Here is a 25,023-nt window from a genome sequence, read left to right on the forward strand (position 1 = left end):
CCGGCGCTGGCCCAGGGGCCGATGGCGTCAGGGGATCGCCGTCTGGGCCGGCTGGCCAAAGGGCTGCGACGGCGTCTGGACGCGGCGGCTCTTGGCGGGGCGATAGGTCTGGGCGCGGGTGGTCTTCAGGCCGTCCAGGCCATGGCGTTCAAACAGGCTGAGCCAGCCGGCGATTTCTTCGGCCGACAGCTTATAGAGGGCCACAGCCTCACGCAGGGAGATCAGCTCGGCGCGGATGGCGAGCAGAAGCTCGGCCTTGCGCCGGGCGTTCCACCGCACGGTGTCCGGCGGCGGCAGGGTGTCGCGGGTGATCGGATAGCCCAGGGGGCCGACGACGGCGCGAAGGATATCGCCTGGCTGGCTCATTGGGGACGTCCCTCCGGGGGCGGCGCATGCGCCCGCCCGGTGAATGGATCAAGCAGGCGCGAGAGCAACTGGGCGCCCACGGGGCGCGGCTCTCGGGCTGGCGGTTGAAAACTGCGGGCCTCCTCCATGGGGAAGGGCACGATCACGGCGTCGGCGACGTCCTCGGGGGGATTGCGCAGAGCCTCCTCGCCGATGGCCCAGACCTCATGCAGCCGGGCGGCCACCAGGAAGGCGGTGAACTCCGATTCCAGGGCCTCAGCGTGGGCGCGGGCCATGCGGGCGCAGGCGGCCGGCGCGCGCGCCCGGAGCTGACGGTTCTCGTAGAACTCCTGGCCCTCGATCACACGCCGGGCCTCCTCGATGGCGGAGATGGGCAGAAGAGAGTCCTCAGCCTTGCGGCTGGCGATGACCACGGTCTCGCGGGCCACGGCCAGGCGCAACATCAGAAGACCAGCCAAGGCGTCCGACCCCGGCTGCCAGCGCAGGCGGCCATGGCTGAAGGTCAGGGTCCATTCGGCCCGGAACTTCAGCGCAATCGTGGCGAAGGTGTCGAGCAGGCAGTACTCCACCACACGCCGATCACTATCCTGGCTCAGCAGACCCGACCCGAAGAAATAGGGTGCGGCGGGCTGGGGGGCGTCTACAGCGTCGGGTTCTCGGCTCAATTCAAGATTGAATATCTGGGCCGACGGGGAGTCTGAGCCGATCATTGGAGGGCCTCCCAATCGTAGGGGAGCTCCAGGGGCTGGGCGCGTTGAACAAACTCCCGGATCGCCTCGCGAGCGAGTGTCAGGCTGAAAGCCGAGCCGGGACCTGGCACGATCATGCCCCGCTCCGACAGGATCCGCAGCTTGCGGCGGACTGTTTCCCTGGGGATGCCTGTCATAGAGGCGATGCTGAAGGCCGACAATGTGGCGGTCACTTCATCGCCCATGTCTTCTTCGTTCAGGCCAACGGACTTCACCGCCTCTGCCGCTAGGGCAAGCAAAAAGGCCGTGTAGATGTATAGCGCTTCTGAATCATTTCCGCACTTCGCGCGCCATGACGACGTCAACTTGAACAGCGTGCTAGCGGCCAAGTGAAAGCGATACATCAGAGATGTAAAGTTATCAGAAGAATGAGATTTCACTCTCGCTAAGGGCCAGTGTGCTGAAGGTTCGGTGACCATGACAACCTCGCAAATTCCACTCTAAGGTGGTCCCCTGCGACAATTTGGCAAGCAAGTCGGTGCGCAATATGGGCACGCTGTGCTCAATTTGGATGGTTAACGAACCGTTAAGGGGCGGCTTCTGGTCGAAACGCCTCGGCTGCAGGCGGAGCTTGAGCGCGTTCGCCCAATGGCCATTGGGGGATGGAAAGCGCAAGGGGCCTGGCGGAAATAATTCGCCTTTGACGGGAATTTATTAACCTCACCCAGGGCGCCGGTTGCCCGTCACGGTGGCAAACTTCGCCATTATTTCGGGGGGTCGGCGCCGTCGACACACGCCGCAACATTCGAGCAATGGCGCGGCGCGAGCCTCAAATGATCGAAACGCGCTGGGTTGCGTTTCACTTGAACAACATACGCGCGGGGAAGGCGAGGTTCGCCTAGGCTCTCGCTCTTTCAGGCTGTAGACCCCCCAGGCATGCTCGACACCCCCCTAGCCACTGACGTCCTTCATCCGCCCCATTCCGGCCGCGTGCGAAGAGGCGGTCCGCTGAGGATCGCCTTCCTGTCGTATCGATCCGATCCTCGCGTCGGCGGGCAGGGCGTTTACCTTTTTCAGGCGGCGCGGGCCCTGGCCGCTCGGGGCCATAAGGTCGATATCCTGTCTGGACCGCCCTATCCCGATCTCCCGGCAGGGGTCGAGTTGGTCAAGATCCCGTCCCTTGACCTCTATGCTCAACCCCATAATGGGCATCTAGCCTTGCGTCTGAAGCATCTTCTGAGCTGGACGGACCTGGCGGAGTATTTCGGCCACCTGTCGGGCAAGTTCATGGAGCCCTACACCTTCGGTCGTCGAGTCGCCCGCTATCTGAAGGCGCATATCCGCGACTATGACGTGGTCATCGACAACCAGTCGCTCTGCTACGGACTGCTCGACGCCCAGCGCGCAGGCCTGCCGGTGGTGGGCGTGATCCATCACCCGATCCGGCGGGACCTGGAACTGGCCCTGGACGCCGAACCCGACAGGAAGGTCCGTTGGCTGATCCGCCGCTGGTACAGCTTCCTGGGTATGCAGGAGCATGTGGCGCCCAAGCTGGACAGGGTGATCGTGGTGTCCAAGAGCGCAGGGCGCGATGTCGCTCAGTATCTGAACATTGCGCCCGAGCGGATGACGGCCATCCCCATCGGGGTCGATCAGAACGTCTTTCGCCCACAGCCTGACCTGCGTCGGCGTGATCGTCGGCTGCTGACCACCGCTAGCGCCGATGTGCCCCTGAAGGGGCTGGGCGTCCTGATTCAGGCCTATGCCGATCTGCTGCCGGCCTATCCCGATCTTGAGCTGGTGGTCATCGGCAAGCTCAAGCCGGATGGCCCCACTGGAAAACTGCTCAACAGCCTGGGCCTGGCCGATCGGGTCAGCTTCATCAGCGATCTGAGCGGTGAAGAGATGGCCGAGCAGTACGCCCGGGCCACAGTCTGTGTGACGCCGTCCCTATACGAAGGCTTCGGCCTGCCGGCGGCAGAGGCCATGAGTTGCGCCTCGCCGGTGGTGGTCACGGACGGCGGCGCCCTGCCCGAAGTGGTGGGGGAGGCCGGGATCGTGGTGCGACGCGGCGATCCCCAGGCCCTGGCCACGGCGATCGCACAATTGCTCGATGATCCAGCCAAGCGCACGGCCCTTGGCGAGGCCAGTCGCCGTCGCGCGCGCGACGTGTTCTCCTGGGACCGGGCCGCGGCCGCCTATGAAACGGTCCTCGAAGATGCGGTGATCTCGGCGTGCTGACCGTGAAAATAGACCGCCTGGCCCTGCGGCCGGGGGACTGGGTTCTGGATCTGGGTTGCGGCGAAGGGCGTCATTGTCACGGGGTCCATCTGGAGGACGGCGTCAATGTCGTCGGCCTGGACATGGATCTCCCCTCCCTTCGCAAGGCGATGACCGGGGTGGGCGAATTGCCCAAGCCTGCGAAGCCGGGGGCCTGCGCCTTTATCAAGGGCGACGCCTATCGCCTGCCGTTCGCCGAGGCGACCTTCGACGCGGTCATCTGCTCCGAAGTGCTCGAGCACCTGGACGACTATTTCGCGGTGCTGGCCGAGATCAGCCGGGTCCTGAAGCCGGGCGGCGTGTTTTCCCCCACGGTCCCCCGGGCCTGGCCCGAGGCCATCTGCTGGAAGCTCGCGCCGGGAAAGGGCGGCTATGCCGACCAGCCTGGCGGCCATGTTCGCATCTTCCAGGAAGACAGCCTGCGCCGGGAGATCGAACGCCTTGGCTACCGGTTCCTGGGGCAGCACTATGCGCATGGTCTGCACAGTCCCTATTGGTGGCTCAAAACCGCCTTCTGGAGCCGCCAGGACGATCATCCGATGATCAAGGCCTATCACCGCTTCCTGGTGTGGGACCTGATGGAAAAGCCCGCCCTGACCCAAGGTCTTGAGGCGCTGGCCAATCCGATCATGGGCAAGAGCGTCGCCTTCTATTTCCGCAAATCGGCCATGGCCGGCGAGGCCGCGACATGAGTCAGGGCGTGGTTTCGCGCCGGGCGCCCCCTCGGCCGCGCGATCCCCTGGGCGGCGCGGTGAGCTGCATGCTGGAGGCTCAGGAGCCTGACGGCGCCATTCCCTGGTTCACCGGCGGTCCCTGGGACCCCTGGAACCATGGGGAGTGCGTCATGGGCCTGGCGGTCGCCGGGGAGTGGGACGCCGCCCGCGCCGGTCTCGACTGCCTCATGGCGCGCCAAGGCGCCGACGGCGGCTGGCTCGGCGAGTACGGCAACATGCTGCCCATGGCCGATCGGCTGCATATGGCGCGGGTCCAGCCGCCCGCCTTCCGCGACACCAATTTCGCCGCCTATTGCGCCGTCGTCGTCTGGCACTTCGTGACCCTCACCGGCGAGGCCGAGGTCGCCCGCCGCTACTGGCCCATGGTGCGCAAGGCGATGGCCTTCATCCTGAGCCTGCAACACCCGCAGGGCGACATTTCGTGGTCGCAGGAAGCCCATGGGACCTCGGCCGATGACGCCGTGCGCGCCGGCTGCGCCTCGATCCACAAGAGCCTGGACTGCGCCCTTCGATTGGCGAACCTGGTCGGCGAGCCCCAGCCCGCCTGGGGGGCGGCCCGGGCGCAGCTTGGCGAGGCGCTGCGTGGCCGCCCGGCGCGCTTCGACCGGACCGCCGACCGCTCGGGATTCGCCATGGACTGGTACTATCCGATGCTGGGCGGCGCCTTGCAGGGCGCGGCGGCGCTCGAACGGCTGGACGCCGGATGGGACCGGTTCGTCGAGCCTGGTGTCGGCTGCCGCTGCGTGGTCGAGCAGCCCTGGGCCACCGTGGCGGAATCCTGCGAACTGGTGATGACGCTCATCGCGCTTGATCGTCGTGACCAGGCCGCCGAACTCCTGACCTGGCAGGACGCCCACCGGGACGCCAATGGCGCCTATTGGATGGGATGGCAGTTCGAAGAGGCGATCATCTGGCCCGAGGAGCGGCCCACCTGGACTCAGGCCGCCGCCATCCTGGCGCACGACGCCGTCTACGACCTGACCCGAGCCTCCGCGGTCCTGGTCCGTTAGGGCCGACCCGCAAGCCGGCTAGAGTCGGCGGAGCACCCGCAGGCTCTTGACCGCCTCCACCTCCGCGAACAGGTCGGAGGCGAGCGCCCGCTGATAGATTTCGAAGGGCGGCCGGCCCCCGTCTGCGGGATCGGGAAAGACGTCGTGGATCGCCAGCAGTCCGCCGGGCGTGAGGTGCGGCGTCCATCCGCGATAGTCGGCGAGCGCCGCCTCCAGGGTGTGGCCCCCATCGATGAACAGGAAGCCCAGCCGCCCGCCCCAGAGAGCAGCCACCGTCGCTGAGCGCCCCACGACGGGGACCACCGTGTCTTCCAGGCCCGCAGCCCGCAGGGTGCGGCGAAGGACGGGCAGGGTGTCCATGGCCCCGGCTTCGGCGTCCCAGAGGTCGGGGTCGTGGTACTCCCAGCCGGGCTGGTTTTCCTCTGACCCTCGGTGGTGGTCGATCGAGAACAGGGCGGCGCCCACGCTCTTGCAGGCTGTGCCGATATAGACCGCCGACTTGCCGCAATAGGCGCCGATCTCAAGACAGGCGCCGAGCGGCGCGCCAGCCAGGGCGGCTCGCTGCAAGGCTGCGCCCTCCGCCGGATCGAGGAAGCCTTTGATCTGGTCGATATCCAGGGGCAGAGCCAGCATTGTGGTGTCTCTTCGGGCAAGTCGGCAGGTTGGGGGTTCGCACATAGACGGCTTCTGGGCAGGATGCGATGGGCGCCTCGGTAGGATAGCGTGGTCGCAGGGCCACAGGAGTCAGCGGTCCAGGGCTTGCATCGGCGCCTGTTGGTCCGCTTTAGTTTGTCCGAATCCTGATCAGTCCGTCTGCAAAAAGGGGGCGCGTACCGGCATGACGCTGCTCTTCTACGAGAATATAGCCCCGATCACCTTCGCTCAGCACGGGACGATGCGTCTTCGTACGCCTCTCGACTATGGGTTCGCTGGCGGCGCCAACGCCGTGCCTCTCACGCTGTCGGAAATTCCCCTGGCCGCGCCGTGGTACCCGATCGCCTTCAGCCGTGAGCCTAGGCCCCGGCCCCTGGCGATCCTGGGGCTGCGTGAGGGCGAGAACCTCTTTGTCGATAGTAAGGGCCGCTGGCGGGAGGGCGCCTATGTGCCCATCTATGTCCGTCGCTTTCCCTTCGTCCTCGGTCAGGAAGGCGAGCTGATCACCCTGTGCATCGAGAACCGCCCAGAGGTGCTGAGCGAGACCGCCGGCAAGCCCCTGTTCGATGGGGACAGGCCGAGCGCATTGCTGGAGTCGGCCATGACCTTTTGCCGCTCGGCCCAGGCCGCCGAGCGGGCCACCATACCCTTCGTCGAGCAACTGCTGGAGCTCGACCTGCTGGAAAGCCGCACCGCCGTGGTGGAGGTGCCAGAGGGCGCCAAGGTGTCCCTGTCAGGCTTTCTCACCATCGACGAGTCCCGCTTTCGGGGGCTCAGCGACGAGGTCTTTCTCGATCTGCGCCGCCGCGGCTGGCTCGCGGCCATCTACGCCCAGATGCAGGCCGCCCTGAACTGGGGCCGCCTCGCTGACCGGCTGGGGGACAGACAGGCGGCCTGAGCGCGTCCGTCGCCCCAGGCGGCTCTCGCCGTGCGCCTGGCGGAGATCGGCCAGGGCCGGGCCGAGCAGGGACCACGGCTCCAGGCCATAGCGCCGCCAGAGCCGCCCGGGATCTGACACAAGACGGAACAGCCATTCCAGTCCCGCCCGTCCCATCCAGCGGGGCGCGGCCTTTTGCGCCCCGGCCTCATAGTCGAAGGCTGCGCCCACCGGCAGGATGACGCAGGACGGCAGGGCGGCGCGGTTGTCGAGGATCCAGAACTCCTGCCGCGGCATCCCCATGCCGACCAGCAGGACGTCCGGCGCAAAGGCTGTGATCGTGTCGAGGACGGCGGCGTTGTCGGCGGAGTTGGGCTCAGGATCGAAATAGCCGTCGCGGACGCCGATCACCGCGCCGGGATAGGCCGCGGACAGGCGCTCAGCGGCCCGTTGCGCCACGCCGGGCGCCGCGCCCAGATAGAAGACCCGCCAGCCATGACGGTTGGCCAGACTCCAGAACTGGGGCCGCCAGTCGAGATAGGTGCAGCGATGGAACGGCCGGGCAGGCCAACCCAGCAGGCCGGCGAAGACCAGCAGCGGGGTGGAGTCCGCCTCGATGAGGTCGGCCTCGGCGAAGAAGGCGGCCAGCTCGGGCCGCTTCTGGAGGAGATAGAGACTGTGCAGGTTGTGGTTGGCGATCAGAGCCGGCGCGCCGGTCGACACCCAGGTGGCGAGGAGGGTCATCACCTCTTCCGGGCGCGTCAGATCGATCTCACCGCCCAGAACGGCGACCCTTGTCCGAGGGCGATCGACCGCTCGGACCGAGGGGCGGGGGGACCTGCGCCGTTCCACTTGATCCGTCCGTTGAGGGTTTGCGAGACGCCGAACCTAGGCCGGCCGGGTTAAGCCGGCCTTTCGCCCGCGCCTTTTGCGCACTTGCCCCTCGCCTGACGCGCGCGGCTGTGGCACGACCCAGGCCATGCGGACGTGGCGAAACTGGTAGACGCAGCAGACTTTGACTTCAGAGTGCCCGCGGGGAAATCCGCGGCGTAGAACCGCTCAAATTCGGGGAAGGCTAAGGGGCGACCTAGGCTAATCCCGAGCCAAGCCCCGGTTCGCCGGCGGAAGGTGTAGAGACTAGACGGGCGGCGCCTAAGGCCATGCGGCTAGGGCGAAGGGATAGTCCAGACCACGAACAGCCCAGGTGACGGGCGGGCGGCGAAAGTCGAAGTGGTACGAAAATCTGTTTTCCGAAAGGAAGTGCGGGTTCGATTCCCGCCGTCCGCACCAAATCCCAGAGGGGGCCCTAGGAACTCCACGCCGGCAAGGTTGGTTGGCGTCGCATCAGGTCTTTCAGGAGATGCGACATGCCCGCCAAATCCGCCGCCCAGCAAAAGGCCGCCGGCGCCGCCCTGTCGGCCAAGCGCGGCGACACGCCCAAATCCGAGCTCAAGGGCGCCTCGAAATCGATGGTCAAGTCGATGAGCGAGAAGGAGCTCGAGAAGATGGCGTCCACCTCCCGCAAGGATAAGCCGCAGCACAAGTCCGACTGACGGCTCCACGGCGCGAGCTTCACCTGGCCGTGATTTCGTGCGACCCCTGCGCGGCTCGGCGGTTCGATCGCCCGGTCGTGGAATGGAGTTCCAAGCTTGGTCATGGCGGCGCCCGTCATCGTCACCGGCGCAGCCGGCTTCATCGGCATGCACGTGGCCGAGCGCCTGCTGCTCCGGGGCCACGCCGTGGTCGGCGTCGACGAGTTCAACGCCTATTACGATCCGGCGCTGAAGGCCGCCCGTGCTGCGCGGCTGGAGGCCTATCCGGCCTTTCGCATGGTGCGCATGGATATTGCCGACGCCCCGGCCTTTGCGGCCCTTATGGCTGAGTGCGGCGCGCGGCGCGTCGTGCACCTGGCCGCCCAGGCCGGCGTGCGCCACTCCATCGAAAACCCCTTCGCCTATGAGCGCTCCAACCTGGCGGGCCACCTGTCGGTGATGGAGGCCTGCCGCCATGCGCCGGGCTTCGAGCACCTGGTCTATGCCTCGTCGAGCTCGGTCTATGGGGATCGGCCCGGGGATGGCGCGGGCTTTCGCGAGGAGGACGCCGTCGATGCGCCGGTCTCGCTCTATGCGGCCACCAAGCGCGCCTGTGAGCTCATGAGCCACGCCTATGGCAAGCTCTATGGCTTCCCGCAGACGGGCCTGCGGTTCTTTACCGTCTATGGCCCCTGGGGCCGGCCCGACATGGCCTATTTCTCGTTCACCGAGAAGATTCTGGCCGGCGAACCCATCGAGGTGTTCGGACAGGGCCAGATGGCCCGGGACTTCACCTATATCGACGACATCGTCGATGGCGTGATCGGCGCCCTCGACCATCCCCCCGAGCCGGGGGTCAACCGCATCCTGAATATTGGCGACAGCCGGCCCGTGGGCCTGATGGACATGATCGCGCTGCTGGAAGCGGCGTTGGGGAAGACCGCGCAGAAGGTGTTCCTGCCCATGCAGCCCGGGGATGTGACGACCACCTATGCCGACATCTCCAAGCTCGCGGCGCTCACAGGCTATGCGCCCAAGGTCTCGCTGGAAGAGGGCATCCCGCGGTTCGTCGCCTGGTGGCGGGCCTTTCATGGCCAAGGCGTCGGACGGTGATGCGCAGCGTTCGCGCAAGGAAGCCGAGCGGCCTGTGATGCAGGCGCAATAAAATCAGCCGATAAGCAGCCGCCGCGCAGAATGAGCGGCTTTAGGCTTGGCCGGCGCAGGACTTGCACGCTAACCGAGAACTGGCGCTTTTTCGCGCGAAGGGGCGTATCTGGCTCCCAACGCGATACGCCGCAGTGCGGGGGAAGATCTCAGTTGGCCATCTATCCCGTCATCATGTGCGGCGGCTCAGGCTCGCGCCTGTGGCCGGCGTCACGTCCGTCCCATCCCAAGCAGTTTCTCCCCCTCGTGGGCGCGCGGTCCATGTTCCAGGAGACCGTCCTGCGGGTCGTCGACCTGGGACAGGCAGGCGACATGGTCATCGTGGCCGGCATCGCCCATGCCGAAATGATCGCCGCCCAGCTGGGCGAAATCGGCGTCTCGGCCACGGTTCTGCTGGAGCCTGAGCCCCGGGACTCCGCCCCGGCCATGGCGGCGGCCTGCGCCTGGATCGCGGGGCGCGATGCTGAGGGCGTCGCCATTGTGGTCGCCGCCGATCACCACATGCCCGATGGCGCCGCCTTCCGGGCCGCCGCACTGACGGCTGTTGACGCCGCCCGCCAGGGCCAGATCGTCACCCTAGGGATGCGCCCGGATGGCCCTTCGGTCGCCTATGGCTACATATCGCCGGGCGAGGCGACCGGGCCTGTGCGCCCGGTGCAGGCCTTTGTCGAGAAGCCTGACGCGGCGACGGCCCAGGCCTATATCGAGGCCGGATATCTTTGGAACAGCGGCAACTTCGTCGTGGCCGCCGACGTGCTCATGGCCGAACTGGACGCCTTCGCCCCGGCCATCGCCGAGGCCGCCCGGGCCGCCGTCAGTACATGCGCCGCGGGGCAGAGCGTGCTGGCCGAGACGTTCCGGACGGCGCCCAAGATTTCCATCGACTATGCAGTCATGGAGAAGACCCGGCGGGCCGCTGTCCTCCCCGTGGACTTCGCCTGGTCCGACCTCGGCGCCTGGGACGCGGTCTGGCAGGCCAGCGACAAGGACGCCAGGGGCAACGGCGTCCGGGGCGAGGCGCTGATGGTCGGCTCGACCGGCTGCCTGGTCCGGGCGCCGGCCGGGATGCAGGTGACCCTGGTGGGGGTCAAGGACCTCGCCGTGGTGGCCGATGGCGGCCAGATCCTGGTCTGCGACCTGGCCTCCAGCCAGCAGGTCAAGACCGCCGTCGATCAGCTAAAGGCGCAGGGCCGTGAGACCGTGGCGCCGGTCGCGCCGTTCGACACGGTGGATCAGGCGGCCGCCTGGTTCGACCAGTGGCTGAAGACCAGCGCCCTGCCGCTGTGGTGGACCCTGGGCGCCGACCATGTGCGGGGCGGCTTCCGCGAGGCCCTTACGCCGGAGGGCGCGCCGGTCGACGCGCCGCGACGCTCCCGGGTCCAGACCCGCCAGACCTTCGTCTACGCCACTGCTGGCCTGATGGGCTGGCAGGGACCCTGGCGTCAGGCCGCCTGGCACGGGATGGACTATTTCCTGTCCCGCTATCGTCGCCCCGACGGCCTGTTCCGCGCCGTGGTGTCGAACGAGGGCGAGCCGGTGGACGAGACCGCGGCCCTCTATGACCAGGCCTTCGCCCTGCTGGCCATGGCCACCCTGAACCAGGCCGATCCCGGCCATACGGACCTGGCCGCCGAGGGGCAGCGCCTGCTGGCGGCCCTTCAGGTCATGCGTCATCCGGCGGGCGGCTTCCGCGAGCAAGGCGCCCATCCCTTCCAGGCCAACGCCCACATGCACCTGCTCGAGGCCGCCATGGCCTGGGCCGAGGCGGGCGGCGGCCCGGAATGGCAGGCCCTGGCCGCCGAGATCATCGAACTGGCCCTGACCCGCTTCATCGATGCCGACGGCGGCGCCTTAAGGGAATTCTTCGACTCCGACTGGGCGCCGGCGCCCGGCGAGGACGGCCGCCTGATCGAGCCCGGCCACCAGTTCGAATGGGCCTGGCTGCTGGAACGCTGGGCCAGGCGGACCGGCGAGGCCCGCTGCCACCAGGCCGCCCGCCGCCTCTACGCCGCCGGTCTCCGGGGCGTCGACGCCAAGCGCGGCGTGGCCATCAACGCCCTGAACGACGACTTCACCGTGCGCGACGCCAATGCCCGCCTGTGGCCGCAGACCGAGTGGCTGAAGGCCGCCCTGATCCTGGGCGAGGACGTTCTGGCGCCGGCCCGCGCCCTGGTCCGCTACCTCGATACGCCAGCACGGGGCGTCTGGGCCGACGCCTGCGAGGCCAGCGGCCGTTTCCGAACCGAGCCGGCCCCGGCCAGTTCATTCTATCACCTGGCGGCAGCCTGTATGATGTTTCCAAGTATAGGCTGAGCGATCTGCCCATCATTTGAGTTTGTGGCCTGAAGGCCGGCGGCTGAGAAAAATATGACTATGTTATCCCAGGTGAAGTCGATCGTGCGGCACAATCTCGTCCTGATGAGGTTGGCTCGTGGTGCGGTATATGACTTCACTAGGTTTTCGAATTACGCCGCTATTGCGCCAAGGTTCAAAAATCAAAGTCAGTTTGATGCGATTCTGGTAAAGGAATACCACAAAGTCGAGAAGGGGCTGAGCTTGCCCTCTCCTCGTCGGTTCTTCGGGCAGCCGGTGCTTCGCAAAGTGCTGCGAATGCTGGATTCCGAGTATGGAAGAGCCTCAGCATTCCGCGACGCCGCCCTCGGAAGCATAGCGGCCTATGTCAAGTTTCATGAGCAGCTTGAGCCCCCCGAAGGCAGCGCCGGCCTGCTGAAGGCGCTGGGCGATCTCAGGGGCGCCTGGCAGGGGACTGAAGAGCGTGGCGGCGTTCAAACGGTCCGAAAGGCCGATATCACGCGCGACGGCGAGATCGATTTCGGGAAGTTTGTGAGATCTCGCCATAGTGTTCGAGAATTCGAACCGGGGGTGATCCCGATATCAACTTTCGAACAATGCGTAACCGAAGCCATGTATGCGCCATCTGTCTGCAACAGACAGTCGGCTAGGTGCTATCTGATCCAGGACAAGAGCGTCATAGACAGGGCGCTGGCTCTTCAAAACGGAAACCGTGGATTTTCCGACCAGATCGAGAATCTAGTGATCGTCACCTCTGATCTATCGGCTTTCAATACGTCGGGAGAGCGATACCAGTCTTGGATCGACGGGGGCATGTTCGCCATGGCTTTGGTGTTTGCCCTGCATTCCAGAGGCATTGGTTCCTGCTGTCTGAACTGGAGTCAGAACCCTGATGCCGACAAGGCGTTGCGGGCCAGGATGCCCATAGCCGACGCAGACAATGTGATCATGTACATCGCTGTCGGAGAGCTCAGGGACGAGTTCGAAGTCTGCCGGTCGATGCGTAAGCCGCTTACTGAAGTTCTCAAGGAAATCTAGATGGGTCGGACCTTTTATCTTACGGGCCAGAGAACATTCTCGAACCGCGGCTGCGAGGCGATTGTCAGGTCGACGGTGGACATCCTCACAAAGTCGCTGGGTGAGAGCCGTTTTCTCGTACCGTCCGACGATCCCGGACTTGACGCGCGTCAGTGGCCCGAGAGTCGGGAACTGGGCGTGGAGTTTGTCGGCTCCGGCGCGCAGCCCCGGACCCAACGGCTGTGGCAGGAGGTGCTGGGGCGATTTCCGGCTCTCCAGGCCCAGCCCTGGCCCTTTCCCATCAGCCATGAGGTGTCGGCGGGGATAGACAGCAGTGATGCGGTCATTTCCGTGGGCGGCGACATGTATTCGCTCGACTACAGATTTCCGATCCGGGTCATGTCCCACGACGCCGCGGCGATGAACAAGGGCAAGCCCACCTTCCTCTGGGGCGCGTCCGTAGGACCCTTCTCCAAGACGCCGGCCTTTGAACCGACGGCCCTTCGTCATCTGGCTCGAATGCAGGACCTGTTCATCAGAGACGAGCTTACGGCCAAGTACCTGGAGGATCATGGCCTCAAGAACGTCACGCGGGTGTCCGATCCGGCCTTTGTTCTCAAGCCCGCGACGTCCGTGGAGATCGATCTCCCGCCCGGGTCCAGGGTCCTGGGGCTCAATATCAGCCCATTGGTCGAGGCCGACCGAGCCGCCCAGGGGCGAGACAGTCTTGTGGAGGTCGCGCAGGCCTATGTGAAAACCGTCCTGCGGGAGACGGATTTCGGCGTCGTGCTGATCCCCCATGTCTTTCCCCTTTCAGGGCAGGGGGTGAATGATGATCGCAAGGTGCTGAGGGCGGTCTATCAGGCCTTCAAGGACGAAGACCGGGTGAGGCTCGTGGACGCCCAGCTGAACGCAAGTCAGCTGAAGGCCATCATCGCCGCCTGCAATATGTTCGTCGGCGCCCGCACGCACGCCACCATCGCGGCCATGTCGTCGGGTCGCCCGACCATCTCCCTGTCCTATAGCGTGAAGGCGCGGGGCATTAACCGTGACGCCTTCGGCCACGAGGACCTGGTGCTCGACGCGCGAAAGGTGACGGCCGACGAGCTGTGGGCGCTGACGGCGCACATGGCGTCACAGGAGCAGGACCTTGGACAGGCGCTGGCCGCCCGCCTTCCGGGACTCCGGGCGCGGGCGCAGTCGGCGGGCCTGCGGGTGGCCGAAGCGCTTGGCGCCGGGCGCTAATGAAGCTCGCAGAGCGCTCCGCGCGTAGCGCACTTTGGTTGGTGGCTCGCTTTGGCGGCCGCCAGGCGGCCAATACCGGGGCGTTCTTTATTATCGCGGCCATTATCGGGCCTGAAGACCTGGGCGCGGCGTCGATCGCGGTGGCCATCGCGGTCCTTCTGCGCGGGCTGGTGACCCGCGGCTTGCGCGACTACGTGATCCAGTCGAAGACCCTGACCACCGAGATCACCTCGACGGCGTTCTGGACCAACACCTTGCTGGGCCTCGTCCTGGCGGGCGGGGTTGTGGCCCTGTCGTCTCTGGCTGGGGTTCTGTTCGGCGCCACGTCGATCATTTCATATGTCCAGGTCACGGCCGGCGTGGTCCTGATCGGCGCCATCTCGTCGATCCAGGAAGCGCTCATCGAGCGCGACTTCCGGCACCGCATTCTCACCGCGGCTCAGCTGGTGGCCTCGGTGCTGGCGGCCACGTCCGCGGTCATCCTGGCGATCGCCGGCGCCGGGGGCTGGGCCGTGGTCGCGCTGAGCTTCATCGAAGCTCTGGGCATGTTCTTCGTGGTCCTGGTGCTCGGGCGGTGGCGACCGGCGATGATCCTGAACGTGGCCCAGGCGAGGGAGCAGATCACCTTCGCCATGCCGATCATGCTCAGCGCGACGATCTCCGGCGGCTATATGAGGATCGCCCAGCTCATCGTCGGGGCGATGGTGGGGGTTAACGCCGCCGCCCAGTTCCGCGTCGGCAGCCAGGTGAATCAGTTCCTCACCCAGGCCGTCGTATCCCCGATCAATCAGATGCTCCTGCCCACCTTCGCCCGCTCGAAGGCCGGCGCCGACCAGAAGTTCGTCAAGGCGCTGAGCGTCTACGCCGCCGTGGTCTGTCCGGTGTTCCTCGGCGCCGCGGCGATCGCGCCGATCGCGATCTATGAAGTCATGGGCGCCGAATGGAGAGACGCGGCCGTCATCTCCTCGATACTCTGCCTGGGGATATTCTCGTCATTGATCGGGCCGGTGCTCTATCCCCTGCTGATCGTCGAGGGCTCGGCGGGGCTGGCGGCGCGACTGAGCATCAAGGGCGCCCTTTTCAGCCTGGTCACCACCTCGATCGGGGCGATGTTCGGCATCTACTTCGCCGCCGTGGGCTTTGTCGCCCGCGGCGCCTTCTCCATCCCCGCCAGCGCCTTCCTCGCCCGCCGCGTCATCGGAGTGCCCCTGCGCGCCACGGTGGGCGCCATTGCGCCGTTCGCCCTGCCGGCCCTGTTGATGTCGGCCGTGGTCTGGGGGGGTGTGGTCGCCCTGGACGCTGCGCCGGCCTGGGTTCGCCTGTGCGCCGGGGTCCCGGTCGGGGTTCTGATCTACGCCCTCTCCGTCCGGTTTATCGTGCCGATCGCGGCGCCTGGCGCCTATGGCGCCCTGGTTGAGGGGACGCCGCCCATCTTGCGGCGGTTCCTGAGGGCCCGCCCGAAGGGCGCGCAAATCTGACCCCAGCAGGCCGCGGTGCGCGCCTTGCGCCGGCGATCCCTGAGAGGGGCCTCGCCAGGGCGAGCGCTACAGCGGAAAAACTGGACCTGGACTAGGGGCGACCTGTATCAACGGGGCGAAATACGGCATCCTGGAATTCCGGTTGCTGGCCCCGCAACGCTTTCGCCACCTCCGGGTGGCTGCTTGGAGTGGTTTCTTGGCGAGGCATGTTCTAACAGCCATTTCGTTGCTGAGTATCCTTGCTGGATTTGCGCTGGTCTTCTTCGGCCTCGTAACGCCCAACGGAGAACGCCACGTGGTGTTTGGCCTGGGGATACTGGCGCCGGGGGCTTTCGGCCTGCCGGTCATTCTTTCGCGGCGGCCTCTGTCCTTCATCGAGCCCACCTTCCTCCTTCTGCCCTCGATAATTGTGGGAACAACCCTGGGGGCGAGCTTTATCGCCTATGGAACGGGACCGCGGTGGGACTTTGTCACGAATGGAGAGCCCTATGCCCACTTCATCAATGGGGGGATCTGGATACTTGTATCCCTGACCCTGGTGGGGATCGGCAGCTGCCTTCCGACCGCTCGCATACGCCTGGAAGAGATCAGACTCTTCCAGGACATCAGTGTCTCGCCCTCGCGGCTCACTGCAATCATCACCGTCGCCATTCCCCTGGTCTGGATCATGTCGGGCTTTCTCGCCGTCGGCGCCGTCGGCGGCGACCTTGATGCGATCTCGCGGAAGCGCGATCTGGAGAGCGGCGACCAGGGCCTGGTCAGGGTGGTGTCCGCCCTGAACGTGGCGATCGTCACCTTTGTCGCCGCTGCGGCCTTCTCGATCTATCGCCGCATGCCGCTCAATGTCGCGGCGGCGCTGGTGGTGCTGATTGCCGGCAGCGTCCTGATCCCCTTTGTCACCAGCCACCGCGGGCAGGTGATGAACACCTTCATCGCCCTGTTCATCATCGCCATGGTCTATGAGCGGCTGAAGCTTCGCACCCTTGTCACCTATGCCGTCGTGGTGCTGCTGGCCTTCTCGGCGATGACGTCGTTGCGTCAGGCCGCGCAGGGCGGCGAGTTGTCGCGTCGGGTGGATTCTTTCAACAACCCCATTGTCGCCCTCGGCGCCGCCGGAAACGGCCTGTCCATCGCTGGCACCTCCCACATCCTGGGCAATGTGCCCGAGCGGATGGATTACCTGTATGGCTCCTCCTTCTTCAGCTGGGTCACCTTCCCGATCCCCCGCTCCCTGTGGCCCAACAAGCCGGACGTCAGTCTGGGCAAGATGGTGAAGGAGCAGGTGCTCGGTCAGACGACGCGACTGACCGGCCGGCCGCCCAGCTTTATGGCCGAGGGTTACATGAACTTCGGCATCTTCGGATATCTGATCGTATCGCTGCTGTTTGGCGCCCTGACCCGCGTGGTTTGGAACACCTTCAGGCCACTTTTAGCGAACAATAAAATTGCCACTGTATTCTATATATCCCTAATGCCCTTCATCTATGGATTGATGAACGGGAACCTATCTCGAATCATTGTTCTGATGCTGTTGGCTTTGACGCCTCTGTTAGTTGTCGCCTACCTTCTGCGCTATCTGGTCGTAGGTCGTCGTCGACCTGCCTTTAAGCTTGAGGGGCGTCGGCTTTGAAAGTCACGGTCGCCATCACGACGTACAATCGTCCTGACATGCTGAGGCGCGCGATCGCCAGCGTCGTTCGTCAGACCTACGGGGATCTTGAGATCCTGGTCTGCGATGACGCCTCATCCTACGACGTCGCAGGCGTGCTGGCCGAGTTCGATGACCCGAGACTCGCCCTGGTCGCCGCGGCGAAGAATGGCGGCATTGTCGCCAACCGAAACCGCGCGCTTCAGTCGGCGACGGGGGACTTTTTCTGTTTCCTCGACGACGATGACATCTATCTTCCGGAAAAGGTGGAGCGGTGTCTGGCCGAGGCCATCTCACACCCCGGCGACATTGTCTTTTCGCAGATCACCTATGTGAAGGGCGACAGAACCTGGCAGGCGCCGGCCGACGGACCGCGGGACGGGGAGCCGTACGGCGACTACACCTTTCTCAGGGGCGGCCTGATCCATCTCAGCGCCTGTCTCTTTCCCGCGGCCCTGGGCCGGGCGGTGGGGTTCGGGGAAGGCCTGCGGCGCCATGAGGACTTCGACTTCCTGGCGCGGATGACCGCCGGGGGCGCCCGGCTGGTCTTTCTGCCCCGGGCCCTGGCGGTCCTTGACCTCACCCTGAGCGGCGGGCGGTTTCGCCGTAGCGACAAGTATCAGGAGACCCTGCAGGCGTTCGAGGTCATCAGCCCGCTTCTGAGCGAGCGGGCGCGGCTGGCCTTCCTCGCACGCCTGGGGGCGCCGAAATATGCCGCGGCCGGCCTGAGGTGGCGGGCCGTGGGGCTGGTCTTGAACGCCTATCGCGGGGGGGCCCTGAGGCCACGGAACGCCGCGAAGCTGCTGTTGAAGGCCTTGGCTCCGCTGTCGCTCGCCAACCTTGGGGGGCGGGAGCAAAGCCCGAAAACCTACGGCGAACTACTGAGCGCTGTGAGCTGAAACCTAATTTAAGGGCAGGACTACAGCGCCCGTAACGACCTGGGGGAAGCAGCCGTGGCAGACAGGGATAACTACTGGGACGCCATCAAGGGGTGGAGTATACTTGCTGTCGTCGGAATTCATGCCCTCAATATTCCCGGCCAGATGGGTGAGCAGACGTTTGCCTTCCAGTTTGCGCTTCTGATCCGCCAATTCATAAATTTTGCTGTGCCGATGTTTCTTGCTCTGGCTGGTTACATGGCTGGCGGTAGGGCGGTAATTCAGTCCGGTGAGTTCATATCCTCGCGGCTCAAGCGGCTATTGCCGCCATACCTTCTTTGGACCTTTGTCTATGTCGGCCTTGGCCGGCCGGAGGATCTATTATCTCCGAACGTGTTGGCCGCCGACATATTCATGGGTGAGGGGATCGGAGTTGGCTACTTCGTAATCGTTCTGGCTCAGATGGTCGTGTTGACCCCTTTAATCTCTAAAGTCTCAAGCGTAAGGGGACACGCGCTGATAATGGCAGGCGGTGCGCTTGCGGGGTTAGTCACCAGCTACGTATTCCAGCTGTTTCTGGTCGACCATCCCCTGTCGAGTTTTCCGGCGAACGCGCTGCCGTTCTGGGTATGGTACCCGTTCTATCATTTTGGCTTCGTCGCTCGTCGGTATCACCTTCCGGAGTCGAAATTTTTACAGCGCTGGCTACCTCTATTGTGGTGCGGATGGCTTCTCTGCGTTGGCCTCAGTTGGCTTGAGGGCCAAGCTCTGACGGCGGCGGACGCGGCAAAGTTCGGGATGTCCCAAACGAAGGCGACCAGCCTCTTGGCCTCAGGAGCGCTTTTCCTGGCGCTTCTAGGGGCGACCGCTTCGCTCCGAAAGTACCAGTTCAGAGGGTGGGCCTGGATCGGCCGCAACTCTTACTTCATCTACCTCACCCACCTGCTGGTTTTCGCTGTTATAGCGAAGGTCTGGTCCAGGGGGGGATTGGAGATGAATCCTGTTTTCTACAGCATTCTATTAGTGCCATTGACTGTAGCAGTTTGCTCAACCGGACTATTTGTAGCCAAGCGCATCCTTCCGCCAGCGGTACAGAGAATTGTGACCGGCTGAGGCCTGGGAACAGGTCTGAATGGGAGGGCTGCCAGCGGCCCAGCATGACACGGCTGAACTGGCGCTCTCCAATAATGCGCCGCTGGCAGAGCGTGCGGCTACTGCGCAGGTTAAGTTCCCTTCAGAAACTCAACGGGCCAGTTCCTAGCCCGGCTAGCACGAGGACAGGCGCGCATCACGATAGGCGCCGTGGTCGGCCTCGGTGAGGCTTGCCTGCAGCCATTGGACGGTATCGTCGTCCAGGATGACGGGCGTGTTCTTCGCCACGGGCAGGAGCCACTGCTTCAGGCGGTCTCGGGTCTGGGAGTTGAGCAGGGGCTTGATGTGGTCGAGATAGAGGCCAGACCGCATGAGGCCCCGCCAGGCCCCTTTCGCGACGGGCTTCTGGGCCGAGGCGTTGCGGGCGCCGCCGAACGCCGTGGGGAGGCCGGCCTCATCCAGGCCGAGGAACTCGGCCACCTGGGCAAGGGTCCCGGCGCGGTCCTGGACATAGTCTTCAAACCTCAGACACAGGATATGGCTTGAATCGAGTTCCGCCCGCCAAGGTTCGAGCTGATAATCGTATCGGCTGAACGCCACATAGCGGGGGTCTTCGCGCACGGCGATGTCGAACGGGCGGGCCTCCAGACCCAGCCCGACCTCATGCTGATACTGGCTCACGATCCGTTTGATGGGATCGCGCATAATATAGATGACCTTGAGATCCGGGCCGAGGAGGCGGGCGGCGGTCTTGGCCACGCCCTCATGCTCCGGCCGCTTGGCATAGGCGGTGGAGGCTTCCCCGATCCGTTGCCCGGGCTGGGCGGCGCGGAAGCTCCGTTCATATCGCTCAAGGCCGCCGGGGGCATCGATATGCAGCAGGCCCTCGGGCTCCTTCTGGGAGGACATGCAGACCCCCGGGTGCTGGCCGAGGTCGTCGTAGAGAGTGGTGGTCCCCGCCTTCATCGCCCCGATAATAAGAAAATGGGGTAGGGGCATTTAAAAAAATCTCCGGGGCGGAAAACGGAAACATATATTCTCTTTCACGGCCACGCTGTAAAGAGGTATTGCTCTGGTTAGACCTTCCGTCATGAGGCGCCATTGCTGAAGATAATGGCCCCAGATTGAGCCCTTCAAGGGTTCGCCTGTATATCTCCAATTGAGAGCCGGACGAGTAACAATGTTCTACTGGGTTGCGCTGCGGCATCGGAGGCGCGGCGGTTCGAGCGCCGCAGCCACGCCAGATGAGTGAACCGACTGGCGCCGTGGCGGGCGGGCGCGCCGTCCTGTTTGGCTATCTGGGTGGCGAGAACCTGGGGGATGACGCCATGTTGGCCGGGCTGCTCAGCCTGGTTCGACCCGAGGTGCAGGTGACGATCCTCGCCCGCGACCCCTCCGCCGTCGACGTCGGGTCGAGGGCCGGGGTTTCGGTGGTGAAGGCGAGCCTGCCCAACGCCCTGCGGGCGATCCTGGCCAGCGATTTCGTCGCGCGGGTGGGGGGGACCTCGTTCCATGATGAATATGAGGGCGTGTCCCATCGCACCATATTCCTGCGCTATTTGAAGCTCTGCGGGCTCTATGCGGCGCCCAGGCTGCTGGGCAAGAAGGTCTCGGCGATCGGGATTGGCGCGGGCCGGATCACCACCTGGTATACGCGCCTGTTGTCGAAGATCGCCATGAGCTGCTGCGCGGTGCTCGTCGTTCGGGATGAGCAGTCCCTCCGCCTGTTGAGGGCGGCGGGCCACGCGCAGGCGGTCCTCGGGGTGGATCTGGCCTATGCGCTGCGGCCGGGCGGGCGTCAGCGGCCCGGGCTCGCCCCTGACTCCGAGGTCGGCCGGATCGGCGTCTCGACCATCGATCTGTCGCCCTATGGCCTGGTGGCGGACAATGGGGCGTTCTGGCGCGAGCTGGGCGTGGCGCTCGCCGGCCGGTATCCCGCCGCCGAGTTCAGCATCTATGCGTTCAAGGACAACGAAAAGGAGTCGGATCTCGAGAGCTCCGACATACTGGCGGGGTCTTTAGGCGCGGCCGGCGCGGGGAGCCGTATCGTCAAGAGATCTATTGGTCTGGCAGCCCTAATGGAGGACATGTCGCGCTGCGACATCGTCGTCGCTAGTCGGTACCATTCGGCGATACTGGCGTCGTTACATAACGTGCCGATGATGATCATTCCATATAATGAAAAGTTGCAGCACTTCGTCGATGACCACGGCCTGGGGCGCAACTGCATCATCGACATGGCGCATCCCAATGAGTCTGTCCGCCGGGCGACGCCGGCCGATGTTGACCTGGATAGCGATGAGTTCGCCGCGAGATATGGGCGTATGCGGGCGGCCGTGACGCAGGCTTTCGAGCGGCCGTAAGGGGGAATTAGAGATGAATGTACTGTCGGTGATCCATGCGCCCGAATGGGGCGGCATCCACACGATCATGGAAAGGGTCGCGCCGCTCTGCGAAGCCCGAGGCTGGCGGTGGACGGTGGTCCTGCCAAAAACGGGACGGGACAATGGACGTGAGCGACTTGAGAAGTCGGGCGTCCGCGTGGCCGAAATTCCGCTGCGGCGGATCCGGAAGACCTTGAATCCCCTCGTCCAACTGCAGTTTCTGCTGACGATCCCGCTGGATATTTTCCGTCTGTGCCGGCTTATCCGGACGGAAGATATCGAGATCGTGCAGGTCTGCGGTCTGATGCATTTCCACAGCGCCTTCGCCGGGCGCCTGATGGGCAAGACCGTGGTCTGGCAGCTGCATAGCGACCAGCCGCCCCTGGCCCTGAAGAAGGTCTTCACGCCCCTGGTGCGTCTGATGGCCCATTCGGTGATGACGGCCGGTCACACGGTGATCGAGAAGCACCCCGGCCTGAACCGGATTCGTGAGCGGATCTTCGTCTTCTTCGCGCCGATCAACACGACGCGATATGCGCCGAACGACGAGGTCCGCGCCGAGGTGCGCCAGGAGCTCGGCTGGACCGGCGATGAGGTGGTTGTGGCGACCGTGGGCGGTCGAGGGCCGAACAAGAACCACCAGGCCGTCGTCGAGGTGGCCGAACAGCTGAAGGGGCGTGATACGCGCCTGCGCTACGCCATCTGTGGCGGGTGGCTTCCGCATCACCGGGACTACTACCAGTCAGAAGTGGTGGATCGAGCCGAGGGCTATGGCTTGGTCGAGGCCGACATTGTGAAGTTTGTCGAGCCCGGATCGAATGTGGACCGCTACATGACCGCCTTCGACATCTTCGTCCTGCCCTCCCACGGCGAAGGCATTTCCGTGGTGACGGCCGAGGCGATGTCCACCGGCATGCCTGTCGTCGTGAACGAAGTGGGCTCGATGGCCGACTTTGTCGAGGACGGCGAGGTGGGCTACCTGAACCGCTCCCGCACGGTCGATGAGATGGCCGAGCATGTGCTGAATCTGGCACAGGACGAGGCGGCCCGGACCAGGATGGGCCGCAGCGCCCGGACCTATGCGCTGCAGCACCTGGACGAGAATGTGTGCGCCGACGTCCATGTGGCGGCCTATGAGGCCGGACTGGCGCGGCGGCGGCGCTGAGCGCGCGCCCCGTCAAGGGGCGCGGCGGTCCCCGCTCACACCTGAGCCTTGAGCCAGGCCACTTCCTTCTGCCGTTCTTCCTCAAGCCAGGCCAGATCGATGGAGACCGGGCGGTTGCGGATCTCCGTCGCGCCGACCCGGGCGAACAGGGCCTGGCGGGGGGAGGGGGTGAACAGCATGGCGGTCTGGCCATAGGCCAGCGCCGCGACGCAGGCATGGACCCGATCGGCCAGCACCAGGTCGGCATTGGCGTAGATGTTGAAATAGGTCCAGGGCTCGTCCGAGGCCACAGCGTTGGGGTGCTGGTAGATCTTATAGGTCATGTGCGGGTTGACCCGGTGTTCCGGCCGCATGACCATCAGGCCGTCGATCTCCGCGGGCAGTTGCCGCCGGTCGATCAGGTGCCCGAGATAGGCCTGGACCTTGCTGCGGTGGGCCAGGCGGGACGACAGCTTGGGAACCTCCAGGCTCCAGACCTTGCCGTTACGCTCAAAGCTGAAGTCTGCCCCGGGCTTGGCGGCGGCGCCCAGCGTGATGGTCGGCTCCAGATAGCGGTCGAAGTTCAGGGCCACATAGGGCGGCGCCGTCAGGGCGAAGGGCGTATAGGCCTTGGGGGCGAAGAAGGCGGAATCCATGCCGTCATAGAGGGGCATGGCCAGGTCCCAGGTCTTCAGCTGTTCGTAGCTGCGGGAGTCGCGGGTGCTGATCAGGGCCGGCGGAAACTCCTGCAGGAAGGCCTTGGCCGCCGCATACTCCTCGTCGCGGAACTTGAAGAAGGCCGCGCCCAGCAGAATGATCTTCGTCCCCCGGGCGGTGAGGGCCTTGAAGGTCGGCCGCCAGAGCTGGGCGAAGCCGGTGGTCAGCAGCGGCCCCTGCAGGACGATGTAGTCCACGTCCAGGTACTGCAGCAGCTCGATGTCGTTGGCCGGGTTTCCCTTGGACTGGTCATGGAACGTCCGATAGCCAGGCTGGTCCTGGATAAAGGCGACGTTCCCCTCGCCAAAGACCTGCTCCAGGATCCACTTGCCGCCGATGTTGAAGAAGGCGTTGCCGATGTTCTGGCCCCAGAAGCCAGAGACGAGCGCAACGCGGGGCTTCGTGATGGGGGTGGTTTGCATCGATGTCATTGATCGTCCAAGCGTTCGAGGGCAGGCGCGTAAGCGTTCTCTAATCACGAAAAACTGTCAGTTCGAAGTAAATAATAAAAATAATAGTTGAAAACGTTCTAAATGAGTGGATGTTATCCTCAATTATTGAAATTTGAGGCAAACCAGCGATGCGTATCGCCGTCCATGACTATGCGGGGCACCCGTTTCAGTTTGAACTCTCCCGCCAACTGGCGAGGGAGGGGCATGCTGTCCGGCATTTCTACTTTGCCGGCGATGCTGGTCCGAAGGGTGATGCTTCTGTTCGGGCCGACGACGCCGCGGGGTTTTCCGTCGACGCGATTGATCTGCCGGGCGCCTACTCCAAGGAAAAGCTGTTCCAGCGGCGGGCGATGGACATTCGCTATGGCCGGGAAGCGGGCGCCCGGATCGCCGCCTTTCAGCCCGATGTGGTGATCTCGGGCAACACGCCGGTGGAGGCGCAGGAGCCGCTGATGCGGACCGCACAGGCGAGCGGCGCGGCCTTCGTGTTCTGGATGCAGGACTTCTACAGCCTGGCGGTGAAGCGCATTCTGGGTCGCAAGTGGTTCGGCGCTGGGGCCGCGGTGGCGGCGTGGTACGAGCATCTGGAGGCGGGGCAACTGCGGCGCAGCGACGCCATTGTCCTGATCAGCGATGACTTCCAGAGTGGCCTTGCCGAACTGAAGGTGCGTAACGCCGAGCTCGAGATCATCCCCAACTGGGGCGCCATCGATTCGCTCCCTGTGCGTCCGCGGGACAACGGCTGGTCGACGGCGCACGGCCTGCAGGGCAAGTTCAACTTCCTGTACTCCGGCACCCTGGGCCTCAAGCATGATCCGCTCGTGCTGACGGCCCTGGCCGACGCGTTCGCCGCCCACCCCGAGGTGGCGGTGACGGTCGTGGCGGCAGGGCAGGGCGCCGATATGCTCCGGGCCGAACTTCAGGCGCGGCCGAGATCCAATCTCAGCCTCCTCCCGCTCCAGCCGATGGAGGTCTTGCCTGAGGTCCTTGGTTCGGCCGACGTCGTCATCGCCCTCCTCGAGGAGGACGCCGGGCGCTTTTCTGTGCCGTCCAAGGTGTTGAGCTATCTCTGCGCTCATCGTCCGATCATCCTTTCGGCGCCCCGCGAGAACCTCGCGGCGCGCATTCTCGCAGATGCCGGCGCCGGCCTCGTGGTCGAGGCTGGAGATACAGAAGGTCTGGTGGCTGCTGCGCGCCGTCTGCATGGCGATGGTCAGCTCCGAACAGCGATGGGGACCTCCGGACGAGCCTATGCGGAGACAAACTTCGACGTGACGGCGGTTGCGGCGCGGTTCCAGAATGTGTTCCAGCGGGCGATAGCGGTGCGACGGGGACGCCAATAGTCTCCA

The 25,023-nt window shown here is 65.0% G+C and carries 22 protein-coding genes and 1 pseudogene; 16 read left to right on the forward strand and 7 right to left on the reverse strand.

What is annotated here, in order from left to right; translation table 11 throughout:
- Positions 1 to 27: 27 nt before the first annotated feature.
- Genes Q7S93_RS01415 through Q7S93_RS01425 form a run of 3 tightly spaced genes read right to left on the reverse strand, consistent with a single transcriptional unit; the run spans position 28 to position 1,534 of the window.
- Positions 28 to 366 carry a DUF1153 domain-containing protein gene (locus tag Q7S93_RS01415; protein ID WP_304711750.1) on the reverse strand — a complete coding sequence of 113 codons (339 nt, stop codon included), beginning with the start codon at positions 364 to 366 and terminating at the stop codon, positions 28 to 30.
- Positions 363 to 1,031, reverse strand: coding sequence for a hypothetical protein (locus Q7S93_RS01420; protein WP_304711752.1), 669 nt, complete (start codon positions 1,029 to 1,031; stop codon positions 363 to 365). The genes Q7S93_RS01415 and Q7S93_RS01420 overlap by 4 nt, the downstream gene beginning before the upstream one ends.
- 41 nt (positions 1,032 to 1,072) lie before the next feature.
- Positions 1,073 to 1,534 carry a helix-turn-helix domain-containing protein gene (locus tag Q7S93_RS01425; protein WP_304711754.1) on the reverse strand — a complete coding sequence of 154 codons (462 nt, stop codon included), beginning with the start codon at positions 1,532 to 1,534 and terminating at the stop codon, positions 1,073 to 1,075.
- 457 nt (positions 1,535 to 1,991) lie between these two features.
- Between Q7S93_RS01425 and Q7S93_RS01430 the strand changes: the two genes are divergently transcribed.
- From Q7S93_RS01430 to Q7S93_RS01440, 3 genes are read left to right on the forward strand one after another with little or no spacing between them, the layout of a single operon-like run.
- Positions 1,992 to 3,296 (forward strand): glycosyltransferase family 4 protein, encoded by a 1,305-nt coding sequence (locus Q7S93_RS01430; protein WP_304711755.1) that lies wholly within the window; start codon positions 1,992 to 1,994, stop codon positions 3,294 to 3,296.
- Positions 3,290 to 4,027, forward strand: coding sequence for a class I SAM-dependent methyltransferase (locus Q7S93_RS01435; RefSeq protein ID WP_304711756.1), 738 nt, complete (start codon positions 3,290 to 3,292; stop codon positions 4,025 to 4,027). Before Q7S93_RS01430 ends, Q7S93_RS01435 begins: the two co-directional genes overlap by 7 nt.
- Complete coding sequence (locus Q7S93_RS01440) at positions 4,024 to 5,079, forward strand: hypothetical protein (protein ID WP_304711758.1); 1,056 nt, start codon at positions 4,024 to 4,026, stop codon at positions 5,077 to 5,079. Before Q7S93_RS01435 ends, Q7S93_RS01440 begins: the two co-directional genes overlap by 4 nt.
- A gap of 18 nt (positions 5,080 to 5,097) precedes the next feature.
- On the opposite strand, the gene Q7S93_RS01445 is transcribed toward Q7S93_RS01440, so the two are convergent.
- Positions 5,098 to 5,712 (reverse strand): class I SAM-dependent methyltransferase, encoded by a 615-nt coding sequence (locus Q7S93_RS01445; RefSeq protein WP_304711760.1) that lies wholly within the window; start codon positions 5,710 to 5,712, stop codon positions 5,098 to 5,100.
- Positions 5,713 to 5,974: 262 nt separating this feature from the next.
- Here Q7S93_RS01445 and Q7S93_RS01450 point away from each other — a divergent pair.
- Positions 5,975 to 6,538: pseudogene (locus Q7S93_RS01450) on the forward strand (SapC family protein); the annotation flags it as partial.
- On the opposite strand, the gene Q7S93_RS01455 reads toward Q7S93_RS01450, so the two are convergent.
- On the reverse strand, positions 6,467 to 7,354 hold the full coding sequence (locus Q7S93_RS01455) for a WecB/TagA/CpsF family glycosyltransferase (protein ID WP_370652040.1): 888 nt from the start codon (positions 7,352 to 7,354) through the stop codon (positions 6,467 to 6,469). The pseudogene Q7S93_RS01450 and the gene Q7S93_RS01455 sit on opposite strands and share 72 nt — an antisense overlap.
- Positions 7,355 to 7,977: 623 nt before the next feature.
- Here Q7S93_RS01455 and Q7S93_RS01460 point away from each other — a divergent pair.
- From Q7S93_RS01460 to Q7S93_RS01500, 9 genes are all read left to right on the forward strand, one after another.
- Positions 7,978 to 8,163: a DUF3008 family protein gene (locus tag Q7S93_RS01460; RefSeq protein ID WP_304711762.1), complete on the forward strand. Its 186-nt coding sequence runs from the start codon at positions 7,978 to 7,980 to the stop codon at positions 8,161 to 8,163.
- Between the two features lie 102 nt (positions 8,164 to 8,265).
- Positions 8,266 to 9,255, forward strand: coding sequence for an NAD-dependent epimerase/dehydratase family protein (locus Q7S93_RS01465; protein ID WP_304711763.1), 990 nt, complete (start codon positions 8,266 to 8,268; stop codon positions 9,253 to 9,255).
- Positions 9,256 to 9,459: 204 nt separating this feature from the next.
- Positions 9,460 to 11,619, forward strand: coding sequence for an AGE family epimerase/isomerase (locus Q7S93_RS01470; RefSeq protein ID WP_304711764.1), 2,160 nt, complete (start codon positions 9,460 to 9,462; stop codon positions 11,617 to 11,619).
- A gap of 72 nt (positions 11,620 to 11,691) precedes the next feature.
- Entirely contained in the window at positions 11,692 to 12,657 is a 966-nt protein-coding gene (locus Q7S93_RS01475) for a nitroreductase family protein (protein ID WP_304711765.1), read from the forward strand.
- On the forward strand, positions 12,658 to 13,881 hold the full coding sequence (locus tag Q7S93_RS01480) for a polysaccharide pyruvyl transferase family protein (RefSeq protein WP_304711766.1): 1,224 nt from the start codon (positions 12,658 to 12,660) through the stop codon (positions 13,879 to 13,881).
- A 41-nt stretch (positions 13,882 to 13,922) separates the two neighbouring features.
- Positions 13,923 to 15,359, forward strand: a complete 1,437-nt coding sequence (locus tag Q7S93_RS01485) for an oligosaccharide flippase family protein (protein ID WP_304711767.1) — start codon at positions 13,923 to 13,925, stop codon at positions 15,357 to 15,359.
- Positions 15,360 to 15,555: 196 nt separating this feature from the next.
- Positions 15,556 to 16,989 carry an O-antigen polymerase gene (locus Q7S93_RS01490; RefSeq protein ID WP_304711769.1) on the forward strand — a complete coding sequence of 478 codons (1,434 nt, stop codon included), beginning with the start codon at positions 15,556 to 15,558 and terminating at the stop codon, positions 16,987 to 16,989.
- Entirely contained in the window at positions 16,986 to 17,906 is a 921-nt protein-coding gene (locus tag Q7S93_RS01495) for a glycosyltransferase family 2 protein (RefSeq protein ID WP_304711770.1), read from the forward strand. Before Q7S93_RS01490 ends, Q7S93_RS01495 begins: the two co-directional genes overlap by 4 nt.
- Positions 17,907 to 17,960: 54 nt before the next feature.
- On the forward strand, positions 17,961 to 18,998 hold the full coding sequence (locus tag Q7S93_RS01500; protein WP_304711771.1) for an acyltransferase: 1,038 nt from the start codon (positions 17,961 to 17,963) through the stop codon (positions 18,996 to 18,998).
- A 153-nt stretch (positions 18,999 to 19,151) separates the two neighbouring features.
- On the opposite strand, the gene Q7S93_RS01505 is transcribed toward Q7S93_RS01500, so the two are convergent.
- Positions 19,152 to 19,976, reverse strand: a complete 825-nt coding sequence (locus Q7S93_RS01505) for a sulfotransferase family protein (protein WP_304711772.1) — start codon at positions 19,974 to 19,976, stop codon at positions 19,152 to 19,154.
- A 245-nt stretch (positions 19,977 to 20,221) separates the two neighbouring features.
- Here Q7S93_RS01505 and Q7S93_RS01510 point away from each other — a divergent pair, with 245 nt between their 5' ends.
- Complete coding sequence (locus Q7S93_RS01510) at positions 20,222 to 21,340, forward strand: polysaccharide pyruvyl transferase family protein (protein ID WP_304711773.1); 1,119 nt, start codon at positions 20,222 to 20,224, stop codon at positions 21,338 to 21,340.
- Between the two features lie 13 nt (positions 21,341 to 21,353).
- Positions 21,354 to 22,526 (forward strand): glycosyltransferase family 4 protein, encoded by a 1,173-nt coding sequence (locus tag Q7S93_RS01515; protein WP_304711774.1) that lies wholly within the window; start codon positions 21,354 to 21,356, stop codon positions 22,524 to 22,526.
- 35 nt (positions 22,527 to 22,561) lie between these two features.
- On the opposite strand, the gene Q7S93_RS01520 is transcribed toward Q7S93_RS01515, so the two are convergent.
- Positions 22,562 to 23,653 (reverse strand): polysaccharide pyruvyl transferase family protein, encoded by a 1,092-nt coding sequence (locus Q7S93_RS01520; RefSeq protein WP_304711775.1) that lies wholly within the window; start codon positions 23,651 to 23,653, stop codon positions 22,562 to 22,564.
- A gap of 149 nt (positions 23,654 to 23,802) precedes the next feature.
- Here Q7S93_RS01520 and Q7S93_RS01525 point away from each other — a divergent pair, with 149 nt between their 5' ends.
- The gene (locus tag Q7S93_RS01525) at positions 23,803 to 25,017 is read left to right on the forward strand and encodes a glycosyltransferase family 4 protein (RefSeq protein WP_304711777.1); all 1,215 of its coding nucleotides are present in this window, start codon (positions 23,803 to 23,805) and stop codon (positions 25,015 to 25,017) included.
- Positions 25,018 to 25,023: the final 6 nt, after the last annotated feature.

Source organism: Phenylobacterium sp. (assembly GCF_030646615.1).
In the GTDB taxonomy this organism is placed as follows: Bacteria; Pseudomonadota; Alphaproteobacteria; order Caulobacterales; family Caulobacteraceae; genus Phenylobacterium.